This window comes from Thermocrinis jamiesonii (assembly GCF_000702425.1).
GTDB lineage: Bacteria > Aquificota > Aquificia > Aquificales > Aquificaceae > Thermocrinis > Thermocrinis jamiesonii.
In genome coordinates, this window is sequence record NZ_JNIE01000005.1 from 24283 (window position 1) to 50812 (window position 26530).

A 26530-nucleotide genomic window follows, 5' to 3' on the forward strand; every position below is an offset into this window, starting at 1 on the left:
TCGATGTTGATCTTGATTTTGTTTCTTCAAAGCGCGGTTTTAATTGGGATTTTTAAGAGTTATCTATTTGTCCCCGATCTACTGCTGTGTTTTCTTTTCCTTTCAAACCTAAGAGGTCAGATAAGTTACGGGAAAGGTTTTTTAAGTGCTTTGCTTTTGGATATACTCCAAGGCTCTTTTGGATGGCATGCGTCTGGTAAGCTTTTAGCTTTGATGGTGTTAGACTTGTTGAAAAAGAGGTTTTACATAGACAACACACCAACACTAATTATGGCTTACACAGTCTTAGCCTTGATTGAGCACACTTACAGGCACATCCTCTTTAGCGTTAAATACTACTATCCTTTGGAATTTTACGCCATGCTCGCTGGATTTATAGCGGAACTACTCGCGGTTTATTACTTTGGAAAAAGAGTAATAAAGAGCAAAGATGAAACGTAGAAATTTTGTGCTTTTCTTGATACTGTCCATTTTTTTGTACTTGATTTTGGTCTTCAGACTGTTTTATCTTCAGGTGCTTAAGGGAGATTATTACAAACACTTATCAAAGAGAAACTACATCAGACGTAGGATCATATACTCCCAAAGAGGAGACATATTAGACAGACGCAACCAAAGCCTTGCCTACGATGTGCCAGAATACGCAATCTTTTTGGACCCTCAGATAATACAGGAAAAAGAGGTGGTGGAAAATACTTTGAAAAACCTTAAAGAAATCTTTGGTATAGAAATCTCCATCCAATCGCTGTTAAACAAAAGCAACAGTATAGAACCCATATTGATAAAAAAACTTACAGATCAGTCGGAGATAGATAAATTCTATAACAACAGCTACCGCCTACCTGGAGTATTTATAAACATGATCCCAAAAAGATTCTACCCTATGGGAGAAGAATGCGCCCACATCATAGGTTATGTGGGTTATCCTACAAAAAAGCACTTAGAAGAGTATAAAGATAGGATATTCCATCAGAGCTTAGTTGGGAAACAGGGACTGGAAAGTTCACTGGAAAGGTTCTTGCAAGGGTCAGTGGGAGTGGAGGAGCTTATAGTAAATGCGGTGGGGAAAGTGGTGGGTGTATATAAGCAAACAAGCCCTAAGAAAGGCAACACTGTTGTCTTAACTGTGGACAGCAGAGTTCAAAAAATCGCATACGAAGTCTTTAGAGATTCAGGTCACAAAGCAGGAGCGGTTCTAATAATAAAAGCGGACAGTGGAGAAGTAATTGCCATGGTCAGTTATCCTTCCTTTGATCCAAACAAGATCTACGATATGTGGGAAGAGTATGTTAATGATCCACTAACCCCACTTTTCAACAGAGCCCTTCAAGCTTACTATCCACCTGGGTCGGTAATAAAGGTAGGATTAGCTGTGGGGCTTTTGCAAGAGGGTGTTGCCCCAAAGGACGGTGTGGTATGCAAAGGATCCTTTCCGTTGGGTGGTAAGGTTTTTTACTGTTGGAAAAGAAGCGGTCATGGATGGGTAAATTTAAAAACCGCTATAAGGGATTCTTGCGATGTTTATTTTTACCATTACTGCTACTACAGGCTGGGTCCAAGAAAAATGGAAAGTATTCTAAAACAGTTCTCCTTTGGAGAATCTGTTCCTTTTGAGCTTCCTAATGCAAGCGGAATATTGCCAAATCCAGAGTGGAAAAGAAAAAGGAAAAAAGAACCGTGGTATGGTGGGGATACGGTAAATATGTCCATAGGGCAAGGATACCTAAAAGCGACATTGCTTCAGCAGTGTTTGATGGTTATGGGAATAATCAACGACGGTGTTATTTATAAGCCTACTCTCGTTAAGGAAGTAAGGGATCCTAACGGAAGAGTAATATGGAAGAATAAAAAAGTAGTCTATAAGGTTATTAAAGCTCCGCCGGAGTATTTTGCAATAGTCAAAGAAGCCATGAAGGATGTGGTAAGGTCTGGCACTGGAGTGCTGGCTAATTCTCCCATGGCAGAGATTGCTGGAAAAACGGGAACAGCTCAGGTAGCAGCAATCAGCGCAAGAAGAAAAAACTTACCCTATCATCTGAGGGACCATGCCTGGTTTGTGGGTTTCTATCCTTACAGAAATCCACTCTTTGTAATTGGAGTATTGGTAGAGCACGGTGGTTCAGGTGGTAGCGTTGCCGCACCTATAGCAAGAAAGATAATAGAGAGAATTAAAATGGAAGGTATTCACAAAGAGTTTACTTAGATTAAATTTTTTTGCATGCTTAAAAGTGCGATTGATCACAAGGCTATTCAGTTTGAATTTGCAAAAAAAACTTTTCTGTCGTTTATTGAAGAAAGAAAACACTTCATACCATACTTGCGCCCAGAAAAGACCCCTGTGCTCTGTATGGACTTGGACGGAATAAAGCGTAGATACATTGAGCTAAAGTACCACTTTTCCAAGTTTAACGTCTATTACGCAGTTAAAGCAAACGACCACGAGAGAATCATAAAGTCTCTTGCAGAGTTAGGCTCCCACTTTGAGGTTGCATCCAGTCAAGAGCTAAGTAAGGTGCTTCAGGCTGGAGTTAGCCCAAACAGGATAATATCCAGCAATCCGGTTAAACCTCCTGATTTTATAGAGTATTGTAAAGAAGTTGGAATGGATCGTTTTGCGGTGGATTCTTATACGGAGATAGACAAGATAGCAGCGGTGATGAAAAGAGCCAGGGTTTATGTAAGGGTGGTTGTTCCCAATGAAGGAAGTGACTGGCCCCTCTCTAAGAAATTCGGCGTAGATTTGGATACCGCTATAGACCTACTGGAGTATGCCAGAGAGAAAAACCTTATACCTTACGGTATTACCTTTCATGTGGGATCCCAGTGCAACAACTTTAGAAACTGGTTCATAGGTATAAGGACTGCCGCAGAGCTTTGGGAAAGGGCAAGGATGAGAGGCCTTAAGCTTCAAATGTTAAACATCGGCGGTGGCATACCGGTAAAATACAGCTACGAGGCACTTAGCATAGAGGATATTGCCTACTACGTAAAAGGACTAATGCAAAAATTTTTCCCCATTCTGCCCCACGAGCTTCAAATGGAACCCGGGCGTGGTATAGTGGGCGATCAGGGAATGATGATATGCAGGGTTATAGGTAAAGCAAAAAGGGGAGAGGATAACTGGCTTTATATAGATACTGGCGTGTTTAACGGTTTGGCTGAGGCTTTGGGCGGTATAAGGTATGCCTTTTATTTAGACAAGGAGGGTGAGCTAAAAGAATGGACCATTGGAGGTGTATCCTGCGATAGTATGGACGTGGTAGCAAGAAACGTAGCCTTACCAGAGCCGGAGGTAGGTGATTACCTGTATATACTTTCCGCAGGAGCCTATACCACTGTGTATGCTGCTCCATTCAACGGCTTTCCCGTCCCAGAGGTTATTTTTCCCCAAGGTTAATTCCTTATATGCAAAGGAGCGCTGGAGTTTTATTACACATTACTTCTCTTCCATCCCCTTTCTGCATAGGGGATCTTGGAAAACAGGCGTATCTTTTTGTGGATTTTCTTTCCGAAAGCAAACAAAAGCTTTGGCAAATATTGCCGTTGAATCCAACTTTTGATGAGTTTGGGAATTCTCCTTATTTTTCTACTTCTTTGTTTGCAGGAAATCCTGCTTTAATAAGCCCTGAACTTTTACAAGAAGAGGGCCTTATCTCCTCAAAAAGCTTAGAAAAGTTCAAAACAGAACCCAGCTCTAAGGTGGATTATCCCAAGGCTTACTTCGTTAAGGAAATGCTTCTGGAGGAAGCGTTCAAGAATTTTTCTGAATCTGAAGATTTTCGCCGTTTTGAAGAAGAAAACTCCTTTTGGTTAGAAGATTACGCAGTATTTTCTGCCCTTAGGAAGAAAAACGCAAGTTCTTGGGATAAATGGACAGATCTAAAACCCGATGCCTTGGAGGTAAAGAAAGAAAAGTTTAAGCAATACATATTTTTCAAACAATGGTTTAGACTTAAGGAATACGCCAACAGGAAAGGAATAAAAATAGTGGGGGATCTTCCTATATATCCCGCCTTTGATAGCGCAGATGTGTGGGCTAACAGACAACTCTTTGTGCTTGATGTGGTAGCAGGCGTACCACCAGACTACTTTAGTCCTGAAGGTCAGATTTGGGGAAACCCTGTCTATAACTGGGATGCTCTAAAAAAAGAAAACTTTCAATGGTGGATAATGAGAATAAAACACTCCTTAAAGCTTTATGACCTTTTACGGATTGACCACTTCAGAGGACTAATATCCTACTACATCATCCCTAAGGGGGAGAAAACTGCAAAACACGGAAAATGGCAAAGGGCTTATCCGAAAGAATTTTTCAGTCTTCTAAAAGAAAATTTCCCAGATTTTCCTTTTTTGGCGGAAGACTTAGGCACTATAGATAAAGAGGTGGAGGAAATCAGAGATGAGTTTGGTTTTCCTTCCATGAAAGTTTTAGCCTTTGCCTTTTTTGAACCTCACAGCCCCCACCTTCCCCACAATCATACACAGAACTGCGTAGTCTATACCACTACCCACGATAATATGCCACTTAAAGATTGGTATGAGTATGAACTTACGCAACAGGACAGAGAAAGGCTCTGTAAGTACATTGGTAAAAGGTTAGAAAAGGAAAAGGTAAGTGCGGAGCTTATTAGGCTGGCTTACATGTCCGTTGCAAAGTATTGTATTGTGCCTATGCAAGACCTTTTGAACCTTGGAAAAGAATCAAGAATGAACAGGCCCGGCACCTCAAAGGGTAATTGGGAGTGGAGGATGAGTGCTTTGCCTCCAGCGGAACTCAGCCTTTGGCTGTCCGAATTGACATACATATACCAAAGGCACTAATCTAAGGACCTTAAGAGGATTAAGATTAAATGGTGGATTATAATAAAGATTCCCAAGGTGTAGTATAACCTTGTATGCTTCCAAACATGCTTTAAAACAAAATAGAAAACTGCAAAAACAAAAATTAAGCCCAGTATGACGTTAAACACAGGCAAAAGCGGGTTATATTTGCTTTTCCTCTCCTCCAAAAGGAGCGTGTTTGAAAAACTAAGTTTATAGCTTTGGAACTTGGTCAGGTAATATCTATGATCTTTTTTCACAACAAGGGAACCATCCCTTAGAATAAGTTCCCCATTCTGAAAAACTGCTTCCTTTGCACTTACCAGATCGTTGTCTATCTTTAAAAAAACACCATTAAGAACTTCACCGCTCCTTCTTTCTATCCTAATTGTAATTCTGCCTACATTATAAAAACCTTTTTCTGGAATGCCTTTGATGATCTCCGTATAGTATTTGTACACAAAAAGCTTGCGCAGATGGAATATGTCCTCCTGCTTTATGATTGATCCTACGAGGACAGCGGATAGAAACAAGGGACTGCAGATTAGGAGAACCTTAAAGAAAACATTTGTGGGACTCTTTCCAAAGGACGCTATTACGTTCAGCTTTTTACTTTCTTTAAGATCAAAAAACACCCATCCAAAGGCAACCACAACGGAAGAGGGAAGAAAGTAAGAGAAAAAGTAAAGTACCCAAACAAACAGAAAGAGGGCCGATTCTTTTGCAGGAGTTTTTAAAAGCACCTGATCTAATTGAATGAATTGAACCAGTAGAAACAGTAAGGATAAAGTTAAGCTTACCGTAAGTGCTATTTTGGTAATCCTCCAAGCTAATAGCCTAAAAAGCATTACTGTTTAAGCTTTTTCTTCAGTCTTTCCTTTTGTCCTGGTTCTCCCCTTTTGCCTTTTTCCAACAGCTCCCAGGACTTTTTGTAAGATTCCAACGCTTCGCTCTTTTTGTTTAACTTTAAAAGTACGTCACCGAGGTGTTCCCAGATTACCGGATCTTCCTTTTCTTCTTCAAGTGCTTTGAGCAAAAGCTCGTAAGCTTTTAGGTATTCTCCTTTGTAGTAAAGAACCCATGCATAGCTGTCTATGTATGCTGGATTTTTGCTGTCCTTTTCTAAGGCTTTCAGTATGAGCTTTTCAGCCTCCTCCACCCTTGCCCCCTCATACCAAAGCAGTAAAGAATAGCCAAGGTGATTGTAAAGGTCCGGATCCTCTGGATTTAACTCAATGGCTTTTTTTAAATTCCTCTCCGCATCCACTATTTTCCCAAGCTTATCCAGCACTATTGCCTTTAAAAAGTATCCTCTGTAGTCCTTAGGTTTCAAACTAATTGCCTTGTCCACGAATTTTAAAGCTTCCTCAGCCCTTTCTTCTTCACTAAGAAGGTTAGCCATCAAAAGGTTGATTTCATAACTTTCAGGTGCAATGTCCAAAGCCCTTTTGATTAAGGCACGGGCCTTGTCGTATTCTTTTTGATCTATATAAATAGCAGTCAATCTTTCAATAATTCTTATGTTTTCTGGCTCTTCTTCAAGGATTCGTTCATAAACCTTCAAGGCTTCTTTCTTCTTTTTGTTCGATTCAAGGGCTATACCGTAAACGAAGGCTATGTTAATATCCTTCGGGTTCTCCGAGTAGAGTTCCATGGCCAACTTTTCTGCCTCTTGAAACTCCGATAACCTCAGGAGCAAAAAAATATACTGGATTTTGTAGCCAACATCCTGGTAATACTCTATAAGCTTTTTGTAGACATCCTTTGCTTCCTGAGTTCTTCCGGTAATAAGATAAAGGTTTGCAAGCTTTTCAAGGGCGGTCCTGTTTGTTGGGTCTTCCTTTAGCACATCTTTATACAAGCTTTCTGCCCTTGAGAATTCCTTTTCCGCTTCGTATATGCTTCCCAGAGTAACAAAACCTGCCTCAAAGGTTTTCCTTATTTGTAGGACTTTTTCCAAATACTCCATAGCCTTGTCCTTTAAACCTTCCGTAAGGTATATACGGGCCAACATATAGTAAGGATAGGGATTATCTGTCGCTAATTTTGCTAACTCTTCCAACACTTTTTTTGCATCTTGCAGTCTATTGGCCTTTATGTATTCTTCTGCTAAGAACGCCATTATCTGCTTAGAATCTGGCCTTATTTTGTATCCCTCTTCCAGAGCCTCTAAGGCTTTTTGCGGTTCCCCTCTGAGAACATATACGCTGTGAAGCACTAAGTAGGGTTCCTGATCTTGGGGATACTCCTTTTTGAACTTTAATGCAAAAGAGAGGGCTTCTTGGAATTTTTTCTGAATCAAAAGAAGTCTAACGGTATCTACGTATAGACTTGGAGTGGGATTTCTTTGTAAGGCTCTTACACAATACGTTATAGCTTTGGAGGGCATTTCACTTTGAAAATACCTGCAGAAAAGGTAATCTCTATATTGGTTGTATGCAAAGGTAGAAGCAACATAAAGAAGAAGAAAAACTAAGGTTTTCATAGATTAAAGTCTTTATGTATGAGTACGGGAATTTCTACCTTTTTAACCACGTCAGAGGATGTGCTTCCAAGGATTACGCGTTTAAAACCAGAGAGACCTCTGCTTCCCATAACCAAAAGATCGTATTCTTTTTGCTTCAAAAACTGAACAATTCCCGAAGATACACTGCTGTGTTTTTCTATGATAAGCTCTGCAGTCCAGCCTCTGCTTTGCGCCTTTTCTATAAGAGATTCAAAGTATTTGGTCTTCTCTTGGACTATCTGCTTGCTTATTTTTTCAGTTATCACATCCACCATAGGTATTTCCACTGTTTCCTCTATATGTAGTATGGTCAGCCGTGAGCCTTCTTCCGCCGGTATAAGATTTAGGAAAAACTCAAAGGCTTTTTGGGCATACTTTGAAAGGTCGTGAGCTACACAGACGTTTTTAAAGTTTTCCGCTTCCTTTCCCTTTATAACCAACACAGGTTTGTGAGAATAACGGACCACCTTTTCTGAAGTGGAACCTATGAGTATTTTCTCAATCAGCCCCTTTCTGTGGCTACCTAAGATTATAAGATCTGCAAGGTCTTCTTTGCTAAGTATGACCTCTGCGGGGTCTCCCACATCAACTAAAACATCAACTGACGCAGGGCTTAAAAACTCACAAAGGGCAGAGAGCCTTTGTTTAGCCAATTCAATGTTTTTACCCTCCAATTCAGACAGCTTAGATAGGTCAATAGGGCTAATACCAAAGCTTTCGGGGTAAGGAAGATAGATAACCGGTGAAACCGCATGCAGGAGTATAATCTTAGCAGAATGCTTAAGGGCAAGCCTTTTGGCGGTCCTCAAAAGTGGGTTGGTAATATCCGTAAAGTCCACCGGCACTAAAAATTTCATCTTCTAAACTCCTAACTTCAATTTTACCACTTCTTCAAGATAAGGGAAGATGTAAGGAGAACCTGCTATAACATCTGTTCCGTTGGTAAGCCCTTTGGTCAGCTTTACCAAACCTCCCGCCTCTTTAACTACTATCGTTCCGGCGACCACATCCCAAGGGTTGAGTTCAAACTCAATTAGTCCATCAAATATGCCTTCTGCCAAAAAGCAAAGATCCACCGCAGCCGCTCCAGGTCTTCTCATAGAACCCACTTTATCAAAGACCTCTCTGAAGATCTCCCAATACAGGTTTATGTCTCGCTTGGCTCTGGAAGGGAAACCGTAAGATACAGACATTCTCTTTAATGTATCCCTTTTGCTAACGTAAATTCTTTTGCCATCTTTGTAGGCTCCCAAGCCCTCTCCTGCGTAATATAGACTGTTAAAGTAGGGCAAATAAACCGCACCTACGATAGGTCTGCCTTCTATCACCAATCCCACGGACACGCCAAATATTGGAAAACCAGATACAAAATTCTTTGTTCCGTCCAACGGGTCTATAAACCATACCGCATCTCCTTTGAAATCTCCTCCTATCTCTTCTCCAACGACAGAATGGTCCGGAAAGTTTTTCAGGATATAATCTCTTATTCTTTCTTCCGAATCCTTGTCCGCTTGGCTTACCAGATCTTTCTCCCCTTTGAAATAAACATGATCAGACAGCAGTCTGCCAAAGTAATCCCTTAGCACAAAACCGCCTATGACGGAAGCTTCTTTTGCTATCCGAAGATAATGTTCAATGTCTGAGCTTTTCATATGTTTAAATCAGCTTAATATAGTAACACAGCAAAAAACGAGATGCAAGAGGTCTTCCATTTGCAAGATGCCAACTTTTAGCGGTTATCAGCTGGGCCGATCAAAACACTAAAAGCAATGCGGTATTCCTCTACTTCAGGATTTTCCTTCTCAGAACTAAAAAGTTAACATCCTCAACCACCCATTTTGTAAGTTCTGAGAATTTCTCTTTGTTCTTCGAGAATTAATTTTCCTATAATTTCTTCCTGTAATTTTTGTAAGTTTAAAAACTTCACTCCTATGCAAATCTTTTCCGTTGTAATTCTTATGTTTCTTATCTCCGAAAGTATGGGACCAAAATAATGGTTCTTTCACTCAAACTCTATCAACAAGCTTTCGCCTTCCTTAGGTTCTACAAGGTTTTTTAGGCATACCCTCAAACCTCCAGTACTTATATCCTCTATGGTTCCTTCTAGGAAAGCCTCCTTTGGTATTTCTTCCATAAAGGATACTTCTTCTGGAGTTACAGCCCTTCCAAAGAAAAAAACGCGGGCAGGTATGGACACCTTCCATCTTACGGATTCCCTTAGCTGGATTTTACCAAGCTTTTCGGTATGCGGTAGAACAAGAACTACTTTATTGCCATCAAGGTAACTACTTAAAATTTCCTCCTGAAAATAGTATCTACCATCGTCTTCTCTAAGAAAAGAAAATTTGACTTCCTCTCCTACCCCAGGAACCTCTTCCAATCTGTCCAGTATAGCTATGTGCAGTTCCTTTTCTGTTTTTTCCCAAACAGCGGCACTGTATGATTTTCCTTTATAAGAAATAAAACCGGTTTGATAAAGTTCTATATCCCTTGTGGTAGACAGAGGCAAAAACCAGGGTAGATGTTCAAATTTAAGTTTTTTCCTAACACTTACAATGATCGGAATATTCTCTGAGTTCTTTTTAACCAATTTCCCAGCACATTTTTCAAATGCATACTTGCTGTAAAACAGCTTAGTAGGCTCACTTAAGTTATGAGCGCACTCGTATAGCACCTTAATTTCTTCTTCGTCAAGACCGAGGGACTTGCCAACAGTTTCAAATTCTCTTTTGACTGTTTTGCTTTTAATTTGTTTAGAAACGAAATAAGGAAGGACTAATAAAACTAATACGGAGACTAAAAGACCAAAAAAGACGATTAAAGCATCTTGCAGACTGGGTTGAAACATGTATCTTGTCGCTTCTTTAAAAATCTCAAAACTTTGTTGATAGTTCATAAACTTAAAAATACTCCTCTATGTATCTTTCTGCCTCTATAGCAGCTATACACCCTTCTCCTACTGCCACTGCCACCTGGCCAGTAGCTCCACTCCTACAGTCTCCGCATGCAAACACACCCTCCAAACTAGTTCTCATCCTATGGTCGGTGATTATATATCCTTTATCGTCCATTTCTACCGTTCCTTTAAGGAAACCAGTAGAGGGCTCCAAACCTATAAATATGAAAACCCCTTCTACCTCCAAGGTAGTAAGTTCTCCCGTTTGTGTATCTCTTAGTAGAAGGCTCTCCACCGCTTCCCTTCCCCTTATTTCTTCCACCACCTTGTTGGGTATAAACTTTATCTTTGGATGGGATAAGACCCTTTCCTGAAGATGTTTTTGAGCTCTAAGCTGATCCCTCCTGTGGATCAGATAAACCACGCTCCCAAAATGAGTTAAGAATAAACTCTCCTGACAGGCCGAATCACCACCTCCTATCACTGCTATGGGCACACCATCAAAGAGTGCTCCATCGCAGGTAGCACAATAAGAAACTCCTCTGTTTAAAAATTCCTCCTCGCCCTTTACACCCAGTCTTCTTGGGTTGGCACCCACCGCCAGTATAACCGTCTTAGACCTCAACAATTCCCCCGTTCTTAGATGAATAAGTATCTCCTTTCCCACCTTTTCTATCTTTATCACTTCTTTTCTGTGAATTTCCAAACCAAACTTTTCCGCTTGCTGTTTGAACCTCTGAGTAAGTTCTTTACCGCTAATTCCCTCTGGAAACCCTGGATAGTTTTCCACAAGGTCCGTTATAGCTATTTGTCCTCCAAGGGTGCCTTTCTCTAAGAGTATAGTGCGAAGTTTAGCCCTTGCGCAGTATAAACCCGCAGTTAAACCAGCAGGACCTCCCCCAACTATCACGCAGTCATAGAGGATGTCTTCTGATATCATGTATGGCTTAGTATCATCTGTCTGAGAGCTTCTTTTGGTTGGACTCCTATCCTCGTATCTACCACTTCACCGTTTTTAAAAAGCATCAATGTAGGTATGGCCCTTATTCCATATTGCATGGCTATGTTGGGGTTTTCATCGGTGTTTAGCTTGCCAAACTTTACTCTATCTCCAAACTCCATTGCGAGTTCTTCTATTATGGGTGCAATAATCCTGCAAGGTCCGCACCACGGTGCCCAAAAATCTACCAAAACTGGCCTGTCCGAGTTTAGGACCTCTGCGTGCCAATTGCTTTCGGTCAAAACTATTACGTTTCCTGCCATCTGACTACCTCCTTGCTCAAGATTTCATAAATTTTAAGCGCCCTTTCGTCCTTGATGTAATAGCAAACTAAGGAACCCTCCCTCTTACAACCAACTATACCTTTACTCCTCAATATTCCTAAGTGTTGAGAAACATTTGGTTGGGAGATCTTAAGCAGCTCACTTAAATTTTTAACGCATTGCCTACCTTCTATCAAGGCTGATAAAATCCTCAACCTCACAGGATGGGCCAAAGCCCTCAAAAGCTCAACCCATTCCTCAAGCACTTCTTCGCTGTAATACTCCATCCTTCAGTCTCCAAATATACAACTATAATAACATTAGTATATAATTTTAGCAAGTGGAGAGAAAAAGTGAGAGTAGCTTCCATTGACGTAGGCTCCTACTCTTGCAGACTAAGTGTGGCGGATCTTTCCAACTCCTTCAGTCTAATTTACGAAGAGGGCAAAGTTACAGCTTTGGCAACTGGATTGAAGAATGGAAATTACCTTTTGGAAGATAGAGTAAATGAGACTTTAAAGGTAATAAAGGAATATATTGCAAAGGCAAAAGAGCTGAAAGCAAACAGGATAATCTTGGTGGGCACCGAAGCTCTCAGAAGAGCAAAAAACGCCGACGATTTTTTAAGAAGGGTAAAGGAAGAAACTGGTTATGACTTAAAGGTCATCACACCGGAGGAAGAGGGAAGCCTGGCTTTTTTGGCTGTTGCCTTTTCTTTAAAACCCGAGGGTAATTTCTGCATCATAGACCAAGGGGGCGGTTCTACGGAATTTGTGTGTGGAAAAGGGTTTGAGGTTGAATATATACAATCTTTGCCCATAGGAATAGTTAATTTAACCGAAGAGTTTATAAAGAGCGATCCACCTACCAACTATGAGCTTGAGTCTTTAAAAAACTTTTTGGACGAGGCACTAAGTAAGGTAGTAAAACCTTGCGATACTTTGGTTGGCTTGGGTGGAACAATAACCACCATAAGTGCCATAAAGCATGGAGTATTTCCATACGAAGGAGAGAAGGTGCATGGAACTAAGCTTAGCTTAGACGATATAATGTTTTGGCTTGATACCTTAAGTGGTATGAAGGCAGAGGACAGAGTAAGGCACTTCCCTCACATAGAACCAAAGCGTGCCAAAGTGATCATTCCGGGGCTTATGATATTCTACAGGGCTATGATGCTGTTTGGTAAAAGAGAAATAGTGGTGAGCGATTGGGGTATTAAGGAGGGTGTTTTAATAAGGGAATATATGCGTAAGGAAGGTTTTTAAGAGGATTTCTTCCCAAAAAGAGAAGCTATCTTTGGAGCATATACAAAGCTTATGCTTCCAACGATTGAGCTTAAAAGCACCACAAGGAAAACAAAGGGCTGAGTTGTAGGAAGTAAGCTGGCAAATATAAGAGAGAACTCTCCTCTTGGCAAAAAGGAAAAGCTTGCTCTAATAGATGCCTTTTTGCCAAGTCCATAAAGTTTTGCTCCTATATACGTAGAGATCGCCTTTGTTATCAGGGATAGAATAAGAACTGCGGACAAAATCAGTAGATCTTGCTCAAGGGCTATATCAGAAGTATAGGTAAAGCTGAAGAAGAATACGCCTAAGGCAAGCTCTTTCAAGTCCGAAAGTTTTTCTTCTATAGCCTTGTAAGTAAGACTTTGTTCTGGGACTATCACTCCAAGCAAAAAGGCTATCAGGGCAGAGGATACACCTAACCACTCTCCCATACCGCACAGCAGCAATAAAAAGCCCACCACCATGAAGGGAAAGATTGGTTCAGTGGCAATCTTATCTGCACGATTAACCCCTTTATACACCAGATCTTTAAGCAAGTAAAAGGCAAAGAAAACAAACACAAGAAAGATAACGCTTCTAAGCATTAGAAAGGTTTGATCCTCACCGCCATTCTTTATACCGCCAGACATCAAAGACAGAAGGATTACCGATACTAAGTCTTCAAATATTAGTATGCCTATGAGTAGGTCCGCTTCTGGAAATACCAGTCTCTTGTAATCGGACAAAAGCTTGGCTACTATGGACGTACTGGAAGGATAAAGAGCTGCCGCAATTACAGAAGAAAAGATTAGGTCTTTGGTTATCAAATACAAAACCGCAAAAATAGGAAGAAAATTAAGAATAAAATCTACCATACCAGGTCCTACAATGTTCTTCATATTCCACAGACGTTCAAAGGAGTATTCAAGCCCTATGAAGAAAAACAAAAATACAACTGCAGAATGCTCCAAAAGGGCTACCCACTCAATGACCTTTTCTGGAAAAATTGCTTTTCCTAAAAAACCAGCCAACATAAAGGAGATGATGTATGGAATACGCAAAAATCTAAGAAAAAAGGCAGAAAAAAAGAGCAAACTGAGTAGGCTGCCAACCCAAACTAAGATCTCGTATGAATGCATTTAAGTGCTACACCTTCCACAGAGTTCTAAAAAGGATTTTATTTGCTGTCTTGTGCCAACCGAAATTAAAGTATCTCCAACTTCTATTTTTTCTGTGTAAGGGTCCGGGCTTGGTATGACCTTCCCTCCCCTTTCTATGGCTATTATTGATACACCTGTCTTTCTTCTGATTTCAAGTTGGGCAATGGTTTTTCCTGCAAAATTTGACCCCTCCTCAACCTTCACCCATTCCATAACCACCTGCTGAAGGATCATCTCCATCTTCTCCGAAGAAACAGGTTGATAGGTAGCACCCGCCAGAAGAAAACCAAGGTCCCTTGCCTCTTCATCGGTGAGCTCTATGAAACAGCTTGGTTCTTCATCTTTCATAAGGTATATCTCCCTCCTTCCAGTATTGTGGATAATTATCACAAGCTCCTTACCGCTCTTTAGCAAAACTCCATACTTTTTCCCTATGCCCGGCAGATCAGTCTCTTTTATCTTCATCGCTATAGATTATATCCCTAACCTTTGCTATTACGTTCTTGCTTGCCAGCACTATTGCCTTTACGTCTTCCCTTTCCTCTGCGATCAGACTGCTTTGTATGATCTCCAAAAGCTTTTGTATTTGCCTTTCCATCTCCTCCATCTGTTCCTTCATCCTGATTATTATCTCAATGCCAGCCAAGTTCACTCCCAATTCTCTGGAAAGAGTAAGCACAAGCTCAAGCCTTTTTAGGTCTTCCTCTGTGTAATACCTTGTTCTTCCCTTGCTTCTATATGGTTTTATCAAACCCTCTTTTTCGTAGAGTCTGAGGGTTTGAGGGTGTATGTTATACATCTCTGCTACCACGCTTATGGTATATCTTTTCTTTGCTTCCCTCTTCATGGCTGTCTTGTTCTGATCCTTTGAGGTTCAGGCAGTAGTTTATCTAACTCCTCCAAGAGTTGTTTTAGTCTTCTTCCGTCGCCAAAGAACTTGTCCATCAAACCGAGTTTGGGCACATCTATGTGGATCCTGAGTATTAAGTCTCCGAAACCGCTACCCCTTAACCTTGGCATACCTTTACCTTCCACCCTAACGGTGTCTCCTTCCTTTGTGCCAGGTGGGATTCTTACCTTGATCCTTTCACCTGTTAGAGTGGGCACTTCAACCTCCGCACCTAACACAGCTTCTGTGAGCTTAATATTGATGTCTAAGTACAGATTGTCTCCTCTCCTTTCAAACAGGTGATGAGGTCTTACCTTAATTAGAAGGTAAAGGTCTCCCGCCGGTCCTCCATATAGTCCAGCGTGACCTTTGCCTTCCACAAAAACCCTGCTTCCGTTATCCACACCGGGTGGAATACGCACCTTTATCTCTTCTTTCTGTGGAATGGTTCCTTTTCCGGCACACCTTCCGCACGGCTCCCTTATCACACCCTCTCCATTGCAAGTTGGACAGGTTTGGGATATGCTTATGAAAAACTGTCTTTGATAGATAACGCCCCTTCCACCGCACGTGGGACACGCCCTTTCTCCTTTGGTTTTGTCATAACCGTATCCTTCGCAAACCGGACAAGGGACTTCTCTAAGCACAGGTACGCTTACCACCTTTCCTGAATAAGCCTCTTCAAGGGTCAGCTCTACGGTGTGGTAGATATCCTCTCCTTTGACGGGCTTTCTTTGGGTGCGCCTTCTTCCTCTCCTTTCAAAGATATCTTCAAAGCCAAAGCCCTTGAATATGTCTTCTATGGTTTCAAACAGGTCTCCCCAAGTTTCCTGCGTGTATCCTCCTGCACCAGCTCCCTGAAAGGCAGCGTGTCCATATTGGTCATACAGTTTTCTCTTTTCTGGATCCGAAAGGACCTGATAGGCCTCGTTTATCTCTTTGAACTTTTCTTGAGCTTCGGGATCTTTGTTAAAATCTGGATGGTATTTTCTTGCAAGCCTTCTATAAGCTTTCTTTATTTCCTCCTGGGTCGCATTCCTTGAAACCCCAAGCACTTCGTAGTAGTCCTTTTTGAAAGATTGCATAAGTATTTATAATAAACCTTAGCATATCACTGTCAAGAGTGCATAGCCTTGAGAAAATCTTTGTTTGTCTTGAACTTTTTGAGCTTGTCTAATAGAAACTCCATAGCTTCAATGGAGTCCATCGTCGCCAAAAACTTTCTTAAAACCCATATTCTTTGCAGTTCCCAATCTTCAAGCAATAGTTCTTCTTTTCTTGTTCCAGACTTTTCAATGTTTATGGCTGGGAATATTCTTCTTTCCATAAGTTTTCTATCTAAGTGTATTTCCATGTTTCCTGTGCCTTTGAATTCCTCGTAAATCACATCGTCCATTCTTGAACCAGTTTCTATAAGAGCGGTAGCTATTATAGTCAAAGATCCACCCTCTTCTATGTTCCTTGCAGCACCGAAGAACTTTTTGGGTCTTTGAAGGGCGGTTGCCTCTATACCGCCAGATAGCACCCTTCCCGTTGATGGAGTTACTGCGTTGGAAGCTCTACCAAAGCGTGTCATAGAGTCCAAAAGTATGGCGACATCTTTCCCAAGCTCTACCATCCTCTTTGCCTTTTCTATTACCAGCTCTGCTACCTGCATGTGCCTTTCTGGTGGTTCGTCAAAGGTAGAAGCAACAACTTCGGCCCCTTCGCCCACGATCCTTCTCATTTCCGTCACTTCCTCTGGCCTTTCATCTATCAAAAGTATGATCAGATAAACCTCCGGATGGTTTTGTATGATTGCCTTCGCTATCTTTTGCAAAAGCACAGTTTTACCAGCTTTTGGTGGTGCTACGATAAGTCCTCTTTGCCCTTTGCCTATGGGAGCTATCAAGCTTACCACCCTTGTGGATAGCTCCTCCGGTGTAGTTTCCAAGTTAAACCTCTCTGTGGGATGAAAAGGGGTAAGCTTTTCAAACTGTGGTCTTGCTTTTAAAATTTCTGGATTTGGGCTCAAACCAGAAACCGACTCTATCCTTATAAGAGCCTGATATTTTTCCCTCTCTTGGGGTGGTCTTGCAAAGCCTATTATTACATCTCCTGTCCTTAGGCCAAACTTTTTTATCTGAGACGGTGCAACATAAACATCGTTGTAACTCGGCATGTAATTATTCTCCTGCCTTCTTATAAAGCCATAACCCTCGGGCAATATTTCCAACACACCTTTTACGAAATTTAGACCTTCTAATTGGGCTTGCGCCTGTAGGATGCTTTCTACAAGTTCTTCTTTTCTGAGCCCAGTAACCCGCTTTAGCTCTAACTCCCTACCTATCTTTTGCAGTTCGGAAAAGGAGAGCTTTTTTAACTCTTCGTATGAGTAAAGTTTTCTCTCCTGAATTTGGGTTTCGTCCATCTGTTACCTCCTTACTTGCCTATGCAAAAATTAGAAAATATTTCCCCTAAAAGTTCTTCAGTGGTTACTTCACCTATTAATTCGTCCAAATAACTTTGAGCTTCTCTCAGATAAAGCATGAGAATTTCCGGAGATACTTCTTCTACGCTTATTTTATCTTTTACTAATTTTAATACCTCCAAGGATTTTTGCAAGAGGTTTGCATGCCTTATAGAGATATAAAGACCTTCACCCACATTCCTTCCCACCGCTTCAAGCACTCGGTCCTTTAATTCTTGCAAACCATCGCCAGTTTTAGCACTAACCAAAACAAAGTCTTTAAACACGTCTTTGTGTCCTTCCCACAATCCTAAATCTACTTTATTTAACACCACCAGGTGGTTTTTGTCCCTGACGAGGGAGTATATGTATAGGTCTTCTTCTTGAAGTGGTTCGTGGGCTTGGGCTACGAAAAGTATTAAGTGCGCGCTATTTAATTTCTCTATGCTCCTTTGAATGCCTATAATCTCAACAGGATCCGAAGAACGCCTTATCCCTGCGGTGTCTATGAGGTTTATGGGAATACCTTCTAAGTTCAAAGGTTCTTGCAAAAAGTCCCTTGTGGTGCCGGGTATGTCCGTTACTATAGCCCTTTGGGTTCCAAGCAATTTGTTAAAAAGCGAAGACTTACCTACGTTTGGCTTTCCCACAATAGCCAAGTTTAAGCCCTTTCTCAAAAACTCTCCCGTCTTTACCGTAGATAGCAAGTTCTCTATCTTTGTCAGAATGTCTTCAATAGATTGAAGTATTTCTTCTTTGCTGAGGGTAGGAATGTCCTGCTCCTCAAACTCTATGCTTGCTTCCACAAAGGCACAGAGGTTTATAAGTTTTTCCCTAAGCGGTTTTATAAACTCCGATAGATCTCCCCTTAGCTGTCTTATGGCACTTTTCAGTGCAAGCTCAGATTTTGCTCCTATTAAGTCTCCAACTGCCTCAGCCTGAAGCAGGTCTATCTTTCCATTCAAAAAAGCCCTCTTGGTGAATTCCCCCCTCTGAGCCATTCTAACTCCGTTGTTCAAGAACAGCTCAACAACCCTCTTGAGAATTAATGGATTTCCGTGCAAAAATAACTCCACCATATCCTCTCCCGTATAACTTTTGGGAGCTTTGTAGTAAATCATTATTCCCTCGTCTATCTGCTCTCCCTTTTCGTCAAAAAGCTTAACAAAATGGGCATACCTCTCTTTTATTTTTCCCTTTATCTTTACAAAAGGCAAAACCTTTTCAAGCACACCAAGACCACTGAGCCTTACAACACCTATAGCACTTTCTCCATAAGGTGTAGCTATGGCTACTATGGGTTCCCTTTGTTTCATGTTTCATGCCAGCCCGGCGGGATTCGAACCCGCAACCTTGGGATCCGTAGTCCCACGCTCTATCCAGTTGAGCTACGGGCCGTTTATTTTAATTATAAGCGTGCCCGGGGGGACTTGAACCCCCGACCTTGGGTTCCGGAGACCCACGCTCTATCCAACTGAGCTACGGGCACTATCTAATAAAATATTAGCATGGTTATAAAGTTCGGCACGGACGGGTGGAGGGCAGTAATAGGAGACGAATTTACCTTTGAAAACGTCAGAAAAGTTGCCTATGCCCACGCAAAGGTGTTGGAAGAAGAAGGTAAAAGAAAGGTTGTGGTGGGCTATGACAGAAGGTTTTTAAGCAGAGAGTTTGCAGAGGAAGTTTGCAAAGTCTTTGGTAGCTTAGGGTTTGAAGTCTTTCTTTCCGACAGAGAATGCACCACGCCTATGGTGTCTTTTGCGGTCAAATACATGGGCTTTGACGGAGGTGTGATGATCACCGCATCCCACAATCCTGCAAAATACAATGGATACAAGATAAAAGAGTCCTTTGGTGGTTCCGCAACTACTGAGTTTATAAAAAAGGTAGAAAGATTGGCAAACACAACGGAAAATGTAAAGGTAGAAGACAAAAAACCACAGCTGATAGACCTAAGAGGTCCATACCTTAAAAAGGTAAAAGAGCTAATAAGCTTGGAGCTTTTCCAAGAAAGTGGGATTGTAATTCACGACGCTATGTATGGCTCTTCCGCAGGGCTTTTTTCTGAGGTTTTGCTTGACACCCCTTTGGAGGTGATCTCCATAAGATCGCAGAGGGACCCCCTCTTTGGAGGACATCCGCCGGAACCTATAGAAAAGCACTTAGTCCCGATGTTTGAAAAGGTCAGGGGGGTGGGAGCAAAAATAGGAATAGCCAACGATGGAGATGGAGACCGTATAGCCCTCTGCGACGAAAGGGGAAGGTTTATAAATACTCAGCTCATATACGTTTTGCTTTTGTTACACCTTCTGAAGAACAAAGGGATAAAAGAGGGTGTGGTGGTAAAGACAGTATCCACAAGCTATTTAGTGGATAGAATCTGCAAATCTGAAGGAGTAGAATTAAGGGAGGTGCCTGTGGGCTTTAAGCACATAAACGAGCTAATCTTAAAGGAAAAGGTTATCTTTGGAGGGGAAGAAAGCGGAGGTTACGGAATCATTCACTTTTTGCCAGAAAGGGATGGACTGTTCTCAGGCCTTAGCATACTGGAGCTTATACACACCAAAGGAAAGGAGCTTTCAAAGATCGTGCAGGAGGTGTTCCAAACTTACGGAAGTGCTTACTTTGAGCGCAAAGACCTTCACGCAGACGAGGAAAAAAAGAAAAAGCTAAGGTCTTTTATAGAAAACCCACCTTCCCTTTTGGGAAGGTTCAAGGTAAAAGAAGTTATCACAAAGGACGGACTAAAGCTCATCTTTGAAAACGACGGATGGCTTCTTCTAAGAGCTTCTGGCACAGAGCCACTTATAAGAGTTTATGCAGAAATGCCAACGGAGGAAGAAACAAAGGAAGTGATAAAAAGTGCGCTTGAGATGTTATAATTCAGAAACAGGAGGTGAAAGGCTATGGGTCAAAGAATAAGCTTTAGCATTAACGGGATAGAAGTTTCTGGCTATTTGGCAGAGCCTGAGAATATGCAAAAACAGGCTCCTTTGATAATGGTCTTTCACGAGTGGTGGGGCCTTGTTAAGCACATAGAGGATGTGTGCGATAGGTTTGCAAGGGAAGGCTTTTACGCCTTTGCCATAGACCTATACAAAGGAAAAACTGCGGACAATCCAGAAGATGCGGGAAAGCTTATGATGGACCTTATGCAGAACAGGTTGGATGAAGCAGAGAAAATGGTGAAAGCTTCCCTTGAATACTTTAAAAGAGAAAACATAGGCTATGTGCCAAGGGTAGGGGAGTTTATGTTTGGTGCTACTGGTTACTGTTGTGGTGGCACATGCACTTGGTATTTTGGTTCCAAGTTTGAGGACTTTAAAGCTTTGGTTCCTTACTATGGACTTTACAAGTTAGCAAACATAGACTTTTCTAAGATCAAGGCGCCGGTGCTTGCGGTTCATGCGGGCATGGACGCCTTCATTCCTTTGTCCGAGGTGATGGAAGCGATCCAAAAGTGTAACGAAAATAAATTAAATGCCCAGTTTTTGATCTATGCGGGCGTAGACCATGCCTTCTTCAACGACACAAGACCTGAGGTCTATCACGAAGAATACGCAAGGGACGTGTGGCAAAAGACCATAGAGTTCTTTAGAACATACCTTACATGAACTTAAGGGACAAGCTTATCCTTGCCCTCCTTTCTTTAGTTTTTGCCATAGCCTTTTCCGTAGTTGCCTTTTACAGAAAAGAACCTATAAGCGCCCTTTGGATTTTGCTATGTGCCTTTTCCCTTTACATCATAGGCTACAGGTATTACAGCTATTACATAGCTTATAAGGTCTTTGGAGTTTCTGACGAAAACCCCACACCAGCCCACAGGTTTTACAACGGCATAGACTATGTGCCTACAAACAAGTGGGTGCTTTTTGGACACCACTTTGCATCCATTTCTGGTGCAGGTCCTTTGGTAGGTCCTGTGCTTGCGGCGCAGATGGGATATCTTCCGGGAGTGCTTTGGATCCCCATAGGAGCGGTTATAGCGGGTGCGGTCCAAGACATGCTAATTCTTACAATTTCCATGCGCACTGGCGGAAAGAGCTTGGGAGCAATAGCAAAAGACTATCTTGGAAGGTTTGGGGGGACTGTGGTCCTTTTGGTGATTTACTCCATACTTATCATCCTTTTGGCGGTCCTTGCCTTAGTGGTAGTAAAGGCAACTGCCCAAAGCCCATGGTCTGCTTTTACGTCCTTTGCAACCGTACCCATAGCAATGCTGATGGGTGTTTATATGTGGAAGATAAGGCCGGGCGCAGTCTTACAGGCTACATTTTTGGGAATAACCCTTTTGATGCTTTCTTTGGTTGCAGGAAAGTTTGTAGCAGACAACCCAACTCTTAGCAAATTCTTTACCTACTCGGAGGTACAAATAGCCTTTGGGCTTATGGTCTATGGCTTTTTTGCGTCCATACTACCGGTTTGGCTTCTTTTGGCTCCAAGGGACTACCTTAGTACCTTTATGAAGCTTGGAACCCTTGCTATCCTTGCGGTAGGTGTTTTTATAGCCAATCCTGAGGTCAAAATGCCCGCCTTAACTCAGTATGCCCAAACGGGTATAGGTCCGGTATGGCAGGGTTCTCTGTTTCCCTTTTTGATGATAACCATAGCATGTGGTGCGGTCTCTGGCTTTCATGCCCTTATTTCCTCCGGCACCTCTCCAAAGCTTTTGGACAAAGAAAGCCACGTAAGATTGGTAGGTTATGGCAGTATGCTTGGAGAGTCCTTTGTTGCCATAATGGCTCTGATTGCGGCAGTTTCTATGGAACCTGGTATATACTTTGCCATAAACAGTCCTGCAAGTCTTATAGGAAAGACAGAAGAATCTGCAGCGCAGATAATAACATCCTGGGGCTTTCCTATTACAGCGGAGGAGCTAAAAAAACTTGCAAGCCTTATTGGAGAAGAGAGCGTGCTTTCTAAGGTTGGAGGGGCACCTGCCTTTGCCCTTGGCATAGCCCTAATCTTTGCCAAACTCACAGGGGAAACCCTCCTTGCCTTTTGGTATCACTTTGCCATCCTCTTTGAGGTAGTGTTTATCCTAACCACCATAGACTCGGGCACAAGGGTAGGAAGGTATATTCTCCAAGACCTACTGGGTAGCTTTATAAAAAGCTTTAAGGATTATTCAAACAAGACCGCAAACATCACCGCAAGCTTTATAACTGTTGCTCTGTGGGGATACTTCCTATACGGGGGAGTGGTGGATCCTTACGGAGGTATAAGAAGCCTTTGGCCCCTTTTTGGCATATCAAACCAACTTTTGGCTACCACAGCTTTGACCATTGCCACCCTTTACCTTGCAAAGACAGGAAGGTTTAAATACCTTTGGGTGGCAGGCATTCCAGCCCTTTTGATGGCTATAAATACCATAACCGCTGGGATTTTAAAAGTTTTCCATCCGGACCACAGGATAGGCTTTTTAGCCCATGCTAAGTGGCTTTCAGAAAAGGTTTCTGTGGGAGAGCTTCCGCCTGCCATAAAGTCCGTAGAAATAGCCCAAAGGGTAATAATCAACGACTACACCAACGCCTTCTTAGGCATCCTTTACGTCTCCTTGGTGTTTTTGGTGATAGTCCTCGTGCTTAAGGAAATTTTTGTCTCATGGCAAAAAGGTTAGTAGTTCTAACCAACAGAGATGACGTCTTTTCTTTTCTTTTTGAAGGGGAAAGAGTAGTAAAGATTAGGGTTGAAAAGAAAAATAGCCAAAAAATAGTGGGAAGCATATTCAAAGGGAAGGTAAAGAGGTTAGCAAAGGGGATGGGTGGGGCGTTCGTGGACATCGGTTTGGAAAAGGAAGCTTACCTACCTTTAAAAGGAGAAGAGGTTAAAGTAGGGCAAAGCCTTTTAGTTCAGGTAGTAAGGGAAGGCATAGGGGAAAAGGGAGCAAAGCTAACGAACAAAATAAAAATACCGGGAAAGTATATAGTTTATATGCCGGAAAATCAAGAAGTAAAGTGCTCTTCCAAGCTGTCAAAAGAAGAAAAATGCGATATGCTAAATTTTATAGCCGAGCATTTAAACAATGAAGGAGTGATCCTAAGAACATCCTCCGCAAGGGCAAAAAAGGAAGAGATCTTAGAAGAGCTTGAAAGGTTAAGAAGTATATATAGACAGCTAAAGAGTAAGTTGGATAGTTTAAAAAAACCACAGGTCCTATTGGAAGAACAGCCTGAATATCTATCTTTAATAAGGTCCTATTGGTATGATATGGAAGCAATATTTTGCAACGACATTGAAATATGGCACAAGATAATGGGCTTTTTGGAAGAATTTGAGAGAAGTCTTATGAAAAGGGTATTTTACATTAAGCAAACGCACGATGCTTTCCTGCTCAAAAACGCGCTTAGGAAAATTTCTCAGAGGTGTGTTTGGCTTAGGGGAGGAGGGTATATTGTCATAGATGAGACTGAAGCTATGACTGTTATAGACGTAAACAGTGGGGACCCATGCGGAGACACCCAAGAAGAAAATGCTTTAAAAACAAACTTAGAAGCTGCTGAAGAGATAGCAAGACAGATCGTGTTAAGAGACCTTGGCGGAATAATAATGATAGATTTTATAGACATGAAAAGTCAAGAAAATAAAGATAAAGTTATAAAAGCTCTAAAGGAAGCTCTTGGAGATGATCTTTGCAATGTGCAGATCTACGGATTTACTAAATTGGGCGTTCTGGAGATGGTAAGAAAAAAGGCTGGGAAAAGTGTGCCAGACCTTCTCTTTGAAGAGTGTCCCCTATGTGGCGGATTGGGTAAAGTTAAAGGCAATGCCCTTTATTTCTTTGAGCTTAGTTTGGAAATACAAAACTATCCCGCTGGATTCTTAGAGATCTTCGTGCCAAAAGGTAGGAAAAGGGCAGTAGAAGAATTCATTGGAGCAAAGGGTTTGGATAATGTAAAAGTAGTTGAGAAGGAAGATTTAGATTACAATAACTATGAGGTAAGGTATGAAAGATAAATGGCTGAGTTTTTTTCTTGCTTTCCTTTTGGTTTTCTCTTGCGCAAAAGTGACGGAGGAAAAGAGGGCCCAATTGGCAATAGAGTATTACACAGAAGGTATGCGCGCCTTTGCCAATAGGGATTACAAAAAAGCCATAGAGAAGTTAAAAGAATCACTCAAGTATCTTGAAAACTTCACACCGTCACAGATAAAGGAGATTAAGATGACCCTAAGTGAAAGCTACTATCTGGATAAAGATTACATAAATGCCATCGTGTATATGGAAGACTTTCTCTTTAACTATCCGGAGGCGAGAGAATCAGAAAAAATCTACTATCTGCTTATAGACAGCTACATGAAGGTGGCACCGGATGCTTACAGAGACCAAAGCTACACCTACGTAGCCATAGAAAAGGCAAAGGACTTTTTAAACAAGTATCCAGAAAGCCCTTATAAGGATAAGGTCTTAGAAATTATAGAAAAGGCTGAGAAAAAGCTGGCAGATCACGAATACCTGATCGGTAAGTTTTACGAAGACTACGGTTTTTACTACTCCGCTTCCCTACGGTATAGGGACCTACTCATAAACTATCCTGAACAAGTTTCTCAGGCAGAAGTGTTCTACAGGTATATAAGATCCTTGCTTTTGGTGGAAAAACAAGCTGAAAAAAGGAAGAAAGCTTACAAAAGCTGGATAGAGGAGGCAAAAAAGAGTCTGAAAGAGGCAAAAACGGAGGAAGACAGAAGGGCTGTAGAAAAGAGAATAGCCTTTCTTGAAGAGCAGATAAGCAGATGGGATAGTCTGGCAAAAAGCAGTAAGGAAGAGGGCATAAGGTTAATGCAAAGATATAAAGAACTTTACGGAGAGAATACTTACTATAGAGAATTGGAAAGGCTTGCAGAAAAGTGATGGAGCTTTTGAGCAAAATCGTAAATTTACTTGAAGAAAAAAAGGCAGAGGATATAGTTATTTTGGATGTTTCTGAGCTTACCAACATTGCAGATTACTTTATAATAGCAACCGCTAACTCTGCGGTTCATGCAAGAGCCCTTGCGGAATACATCACAGAAACCTTAGAAAAGGAAGGGATAGCTCCACTTCATGTGGAGGGTTTGGAAAATGCTAACTGGATCCTTTTGGATTTTGTGGATATAATAGTGCATATTTTCCAAAAGGAGTGGAGAGAGTATTATGACCTTGAATGGCTTTATTCTACTGCAAGGAGGGTGGAGGTGTGAAGGTCGTTAAGCTGTTCTTCGCTTTACTGTTGATCGGCTTTTTTCTGGTTTTTGTTGCCCAAAACTCCATCCTGGTAGAGGTTTCTTTTTTTAATTACAGAGGATACACCCCAGTTTTTGTCCTTATGCTCATCAGTGCTTTTGTAGGCTTTCTGATAGCTTTTCTTTATTTCTTACCAAGGGAAATAAAGCTAAAAAGCGCGGTAGATAACCTTAGGGAAGGAGTAAAAAGCTTAAACCGTGGCTTTTTACTAAAAGCAGAACACCATTTTCAAAAGGACAGCCTATTGGAACCACTGCTGTGCTTAAGCCTTTATGAAAGGGAAGAAACGAGCAAAATGCTAAGTCTAAAAAGCCCCCTTTCTGCTTATGCGCTTTTAAAGCTTGGTCTTTTGGAACAGGCGGAGGAAAGGTTTAAAAAGATTTTGGAGATGGATCAAGAAAACCTTTTGGCTCTAAAGGGCTTAAGAGATATAAGCTTTCTGAAGAGAGAAACAGCCAAATCGGTAGAGTATCAGGAGAGGGTGCTAAAGCTGTGTGAAAAGTGGGACAAGGAAAACCAAAAAAGGGTCTTGGCAGAACTTTTGGCAGTCCTTTGGAAAACGAATAAAGAAGTAGAAACTGCAGAAAGAGCTTTTGACCTTTACAGGACACCACTTACTTATTCAGTTCGCATAAGGTCTCTTTTTGATCAGGAGAAAGAGAAGGATGCCATAAAGCTGTTTGAAAAAAGCTTTGAAGACAACCTACAAAACGAAGTTTTAACTTTGCTTTTAGCAGAAGAACCTACACTAACAAAGCTTATGGATGTTATACAAAAAAGGGAACAGCAGATAAGCAAAAATGTTCTTTTGATTATCTACCTTCGCCTGGGCCTCTTTTCTAAGGTTAAGTCCTTGATTGACGAGGTGTCAGATTACTACAGATGTTTGGCTATGCTATTTATGTCCCACAGAGAAGAGGAAAGGATGTGTGCTAAAGCTTTGGAGGACGTGCTATATTTGTGGGAGTGCGCGTGCGGTGTAAGGTATAAAGAATACACACCTTTGTGTCCAAATTGTTTAAAGTGGAATAAATTAGAGTTAAAAATAAAGGAGGGATAG

At 41.5% G+C, this 26530-nt stretch carries 26 protein-coding genes and 2 tRNA genes; 12 read left to right on the plus strand and 16 right to left on the minus strand.

Annotated elements, in window-relative coordinates; genetic code table 11:
* The first annotated feature begins 12 nt into the window (after positions 1 to 12).
* Genes K217_RS0105535 through malQ form a run of 4 tightly spaced genes read left to right on the plus strand, consistent with a single transcriptional unit; the run spans position 13 to position 4821 of the window.
* The gene (locus tag K217_RS0105535; protein ID WP_197017597.1) at positions 13 to 441 is read left to right on the plus strand and encodes a hypothetical protein; all 429 of its coding nucleotides are present in this window, start codon (positions 13 to 15) and stop codon (positions 439 to 441) included.
* Positions 431 to 2203, plus strand: coding sequence for a penicillin-binding protein 2 (gene mrdA, locus K217_RS0105540; protein ID WP_029552134.1), 1773 nt, complete (start codon positions 431 to 433; stop codon positions 2201 to 2203). Before K217_RS0105535 ends, mrdA begins: the two co-directional genes overlap by 11 nt.
* A gap of 15 nt (positions 2204 to 2218) precedes the next feature.
* The gene (locus tag K217_RS0105545; RefSeq protein ID WP_029552135.1) at positions 2219 to 3397 is read left to right on the plus strand and encodes a type III PLP-dependent enzyme; all 1179 of its coding nucleotides are present in this window, start codon (positions 2219 to 2221) and stop codon (positions 3395 to 3397) included.
* 8 nt (positions 3398 to 3405) lie between these two features.
* A complete protein-coding gene (malQ, locus tag K217_RS0105550) occupies positions 3406 to 4821 on the plus strand; it encodes a 4-alpha-glucanotransferase (protein WP_029552136.1) in 1416 nt (471 codons plus the stop codon).
* On the opposite strand, the gene K217_RS0105555 is transcribed toward malQ, so the two are convergent.
* The 8 genes from K217_RS0105555 to K217_RS0105590 all read right to left on the minus strand — a co-directional run bounded on the left by K217_RS0105555 (position 4818) and on the right by K217_RS0105590 (position 11773).
* Positions 4818 to 5669, minus strand: a complete 852-nt coding sequence (locus K217_RS0105555) for an LptF/LptG family permease (protein ID WP_029552137.1) — start codon at positions 5667 to 5669, stop codon at positions 4818 to 4820. The two genes, malQ and K217_RS0105555, sit on opposite strands and share 4 nt — an antisense overlap.
* Positions 5669 to 7306 (minus strand): tetratricopeptide repeat protein, encoded by a 1638-nt coding sequence (locus K217_RS0105560; RefSeq protein WP_029552138.1) that lies wholly within the window; start codon positions 7304 to 7306, stop codon positions 5669 to 5671. Before K217_RS0105560 ends, K217_RS0105555 begins: the two co-directional genes overlap by 1 nt.
* Positions 7303 to 8184 carry a universal stress protein gene (locus tag K217_RS0105565; RefSeq protein WP_029552139.1) on the minus strand — a complete coding sequence of 294 codons (882 nt, stop codon included), beginning with the start codon at positions 8182 to 8184 and terminating at the stop codon, positions 7303 to 7305. The genes K217_RS0105560 and K217_RS0105565 overlap by 4 nt, the downstream gene beginning before the upstream one ends.
* Before the next feature lie 3 nt (positions 8185 to 8187).
* A complete protein-coding gene (locus K217_RS0105570) occupies positions 8188 to 8979 on the minus strand; it encodes an inositol monophosphatase family protein (RefSeq protein WP_029552140.1) in 792 nt (263 codons plus the stop codon).
* Between the two features lie 350 nt (positions 8980 to 9329).
* Positions 9330 to 10223, minus strand: a complete 894-nt coding sequence (locus K217_RS0105575; RefSeq protein WP_029552141.1) for a PilZ domain-containing protein — start codon at positions 10221 to 10223, stop codon at positions 9330 to 9332.
* A gap of 4 nt (positions 10224 to 10227) precedes the next feature.
* Positions 10228 to 11163 (minus strand): thioredoxin-disulfide reductase, encoded by a 936-nt coding sequence (gene trxB, locus K217_RS0105580; protein WP_029552142.1) that lies wholly within the window; start codon positions 11161 to 11163, stop codon positions 10228 to 10230.
* Positions 11160 to 11486 carry a thioredoxin gene (gene trxA / locus K217_RS0105585; RefSeq protein ID WP_029552143.1) on the minus strand — a complete coding sequence of 109 codons (327 nt, stop codon included), beginning with the start codon at positions 11484 to 11486 and terminating at the stop codon, positions 11160 to 11162. The genes trxB and trxA overlap by 4 nt, the downstream gene beginning before the upstream one ends.
* Positions 11471 to 11773: an ArsR/SmtB family transcription factor gene (locus tag K217_RS0105590; RefSeq protein WP_029552144.1), complete on the minus strand. Its 303-nt coding sequence runs from the start codon at positions 11771 to 11773 to the stop codon at positions 11471 to 11473. The genes trxA and K217_RS0105590 overlap by 16 nt, the downstream gene beginning before the upstream one ends.
* A gap of 66 nt (positions 11774 to 11839) precedes the next feature.
* Here K217_RS0105590 and K217_RS0105595 point away from each other — a divergent pair, with 66 nt between their 5' ends.
* Positions 11840 to 12751: a Ppx/GppA phosphatase family protein gene (locus K217_RS0105595; protein ID WP_029552145.1), complete on the plus strand. Its 912-nt coding sequence runs from the start codon at positions 11840 to 11842 to the stop codon at positions 12749 to 12751.
* Here the strand turns inward: K217_RS0105595 and K217_RS0105600 are convergent.
* From K217_RS0105600 to K217_RS0105635, 8 genes are all read right to left on the minus strand, one after another.
* Positions 12748 to 13890, minus strand: coding sequence for a cation:proton antiporter (locus tag K217_RS0105600; protein ID WP_029552146.1), 1143 nt, complete (start codon positions 13888 to 13890; stop codon positions 12748 to 12750). The two genes, K217_RS0105595 and K217_RS0105600, sit on opposite strands and share 4 nt — an antisense overlap.
* Complete coding sequence (locus K217_RS0105605) at positions 13891 to 14376, minus strand: cation:proton antiporter regulatory subunit (protein WP_029552147.1); 486 nt, start codon at positions 14374 to 14376, stop codon at positions 13891 to 13893. It abuts the gene before it with no gap.
* Positions 14357 to 14758 carry a heat shock protein transcriptional repressor HspR gene (locus tag K217_RS0105610; protein ID WP_029552148.1) on the minus strand — a complete coding sequence of 134 codons (402 nt, stop codon included), beginning with the start codon at positions 14756 to 14758 and terminating at the stop codon, positions 14357 to 14359. The genes K217_RS0105605 and K217_RS0105610 overlap by 20 nt, the downstream gene beginning before the upstream one ends.
* Entirely contained in the window at positions 14755 to 15885 is a 1131-nt protein-coding gene (dnaJ, locus tag K217_RS0105615; RefSeq protein ID WP_029552149.1) for a molecular chaperone DnaJ, read from the minus strand. Before dnaJ ends, K217_RS0105610 begins: the two co-directional genes overlap by 4 nt.
* A gap of 32 nt (positions 15886 to 15917) precedes the next feature.
* Entirely contained in the window at positions 15918 to 17210 is a 1293-nt protein-coding gene (gene rho / locus K217_RS0105620) for a transcription termination factor Rho (RefSeq protein ID WP_052178107.1), read from the minus strand.
* 11 nt (positions 17211 to 17221) lie between these two features.
* The gene (mnmE, locus tag K217_RS0105625) at positions 17222 to 18565 is read right to left on the minus strand and encodes a tRNA uridine-5-carboxymethylaminomethyl(34) synthesis GTPase MnmE (protein WP_029552151.1); all 1344 of its coding nucleotides are present in this window, start codon (positions 18563 to 18565) and stop codon (positions 17222 to 17224) included.
* 8 nt (positions 18566 to 18573) lie between these two features.
* Positions 18574 to 18647 (minus strand) — tRNA-Arg (locus tag K217_RS0105630).
* A 17-nt stretch (positions 18648 to 18664) separates the two neighbouring features.
* Positions 18665 to 18738 (minus strand) — tRNA-Arg (locus K217_RS0105635).
* Positions 18739 to 18757: 19 nt separating this feature from the next.
* Here K217_RS0105635 and K217_RS0105640 point away from each other — a divergent pair.
* From K217_RS0105640 to K217_RS0105670, 7 genes are read left to right on the plus strand one after another with little or no spacing between them, the layout of a single operon-like run.
* Complete coding sequence (locus K217_RS0105640) at positions 18758 to 20131, plus strand: phosphoglucomutase/phosphomannomutase family protein (RefSeq protein WP_029552152.1); 1374 nt, start codon at positions 18758 to 18760, stop codon at positions 20129 to 20131.
* Between the two features lie 24 nt (positions 20132 to 20155).
* Positions 20156 to 20863 (plus strand): dienelactone hydrolase family protein, encoded by a 708-nt coding sequence (locus K217_RS0105645; protein WP_029552153.1) that lies wholly within the window; start codon positions 20156 to 20158, stop codon positions 20861 to 20863.
* Positions 20860 to 22869, plus strand: a complete 2010-nt coding sequence (locus K217_RS0105650) for a carbon starvation CstA family protein (protein ID WP_029552154.1) — start codon at positions 20860 to 20862, stop codon at positions 22867 to 22869. The genes K217_RS0105645 and K217_RS0105650 overlap by 4 nt, the downstream gene beginning before the upstream one ends.
* On the plus strand, positions 22854 to 24206 hold the full coding sequence (locus K217_RS0105655) for a ribonuclease E/G (RefSeq protein WP_029552155.1): 1353 nt from the start codon (positions 22854 to 22856) through the stop codon (positions 24204 to 24206). The genes K217_RS0105650 and K217_RS0105655 overlap by 16 nt, the downstream gene beginning before the upstream one ends.
* Complete coding sequence (locus K217_RS0105660; protein ID WP_029552156.1) at positions 24196 to 25098, plus strand: outer membrane protein assembly factor BamD; 903 nt, start codon at positions 24196 to 24198, stop codon at positions 25096 to 25098. The genes K217_RS0105655 and K217_RS0105660 overlap by 11 nt, the downstream gene beginning before the upstream one ends.
* Positions 25098 to 25427 carry a ribosome silencing factor gene (gene rsfS, locus K217_RS0105665; RefSeq protein ID WP_029552157.1) on the plus strand — a complete coding sequence of 110 codons (330 nt, stop codon included), beginning with the start codon at positions 25098 to 25100 and terminating at the stop codon, positions 25425 to 25427. The genes K217_RS0105660 and rsfS overlap by 1 nt, the downstream gene beginning before the upstream one ends.
* The gene (locus K217_RS0105670; protein WP_029552158.1) at positions 25424 to 26530 is read left to right on the plus strand and encodes a LapA family protein; all 1107 of its coding nucleotides are present in this window, start codon (positions 25424 to 25426) and stop codon (positions 26528 to 26530) included. Before rsfS ends, K217_RS0105670 begins: the two co-directional genes overlap by 4 nt.

Coding starts and splice junctions, on each gene's coding strand:
- K217_RS0105575 (WP_029552141.1), bottom strand. CDS start 10,223: ATGAACTATCAACAAAGTTTTGAGATTTTTAAAGAAGCGACAAGATAC.
- trxB (WP_029552142.1), bottom strand. CDS start 11,163: ATGATATCAGAAGACATCCTCTATGACTGCGTGATAGTTGGGGGAGGT.
- trxA (WP_029552143.1), bottom strand. CDS start 11,486: ATGGCAGGAAACGTAATAGTTTTGACCGAAAGCAATTGGCACGCAGAG.
- K217_RS0105555 (WP_029552137.1), bottom strand. CDS start 5,669: ATGCTTTTTAGGCTATTAGCTTGGAGGATTACCAAAATAGCACTTACG.
- K217_RS0105545 (WP_029552135.1), top strand. CDS start 2,219: ATGCTTAAAAGTGCGATTGATCACAAGGCTATTCAGTTTGAATTTGCA.
- malQ (WP_029552136.1), top strand. CDS start 3,406: ATGCAAAGGAGCGCTGGAGTTTTATTACACATTACTTCTCTTCCATCC.
- K217_RS0105565 (WP_029552139.1), bottom strand. CDS start 8,184: ATGAAATTTTTAGTGCCGGTGGACTTTACGGATATTACCAACCCACTT.
- K217_RS0105570 (WP_029552140.1), bottom strand. CDS start 8,979: ATGAAAAGCTCAGACATTGAACATTATCTTCGGATAGCAAAAGAAGCT.
- K217_RS0105650 (WP_029552154.1), top strand. CDS start 20,860: ATGAACTTAAGGGACAAGCTTATCCTTGCCCTCCTTTCTTTAGTTTTT.
- K217_RS0105655 (WP_029552155.1), top strand. CDS start 22,854: ATGGCAAAAAGGTTAGTAGTTCTAACCAACAGAGATGACGTCTTTTCT.
- K217_RS0105610 (WP_029552148.1), bottom strand. CDS start 14,758: ATGAAGAGGGAAGCAAAGAAAAGATATACCATAAGCGTGGTAGCAGAG.
- mnmE (WP_029552151.1), bottom strand. CDS start 18,565: ATGAAACAAAGGGAACCCATAGTAGCCATAGCTACACCTTATGGAGAA.
- K217_RS0105645 (WP_029552153.1), top strand. CDS start 20,156: ATGGGTCAAAGAATAAGCTTTAGCATTAACGGGATAGAAGTTTCTGGC.
- K217_RS0105605 (WP_029552147.1), bottom strand. CDS start 14,376: ATGAAGATAAAAGAGACTGATCTGCCGGGCATAGGGAAAAAGTATGGA.
- K217_RS0105660 (WP_029552156.1), top strand. CDS start 24,196: ATGAAAGATAAATGGCTGAGTTTTTTTCTTGCTTTCCTTTTGGTTTTC.
- rho (WP_052178107.1), bottom strand. CDS start 17,210: ATGGACGAAACCCAAATTCAGGAGAGAAAACTTTACTCATACGAAGAG.
- mrdA (WP_029552134.1), top strand. CDS start 431: ATGAAACGTAGAAATTTTGTGCTTTTCTTGATACTGTCCATTTTTTTG.
- K217_RS0105640 (WP_029552152.1), top strand. CDS start 18,758: ATGGTTATAAAGTTCGGCACGGACGGGTGGAGGGCAGTAATAGGAGAC.
- K217_RS0105600 (WP_029552146.1), bottom strand. CDS start 13,890: ATGCATTCATACGAGATCTTAGTTTGGGTTGGCAGCCTACTCAGTTTG.
- rsfS (WP_029552157.1), top strand. CDS start 25,098: ATGGAGCTTTTGAGCAAAATCGTAAATTTACTTGAAGAAAAAAAGGCA.
- K217_RS0105560 (WP_029552138.1), bottom strand. CDS start 7,306: ATGAAAACCTTAGTTTTTCTTCTTCTTTATGTTGCTTCTACCTTTGCA.
- K217_RS0105590 (WP_029552144.1), bottom strand. CDS start 11,773: ATGGAGTATTACAGCGAAGAAGTGCTTGAGGAATGGGTTGAGCTTTTG.
- dnaJ (WP_029552149.1), bottom strand. CDS start 15,885: ATGCAATCTTTCAAAAAGGACTACTACGAAGTGCTTGGGGTTTCAAGG.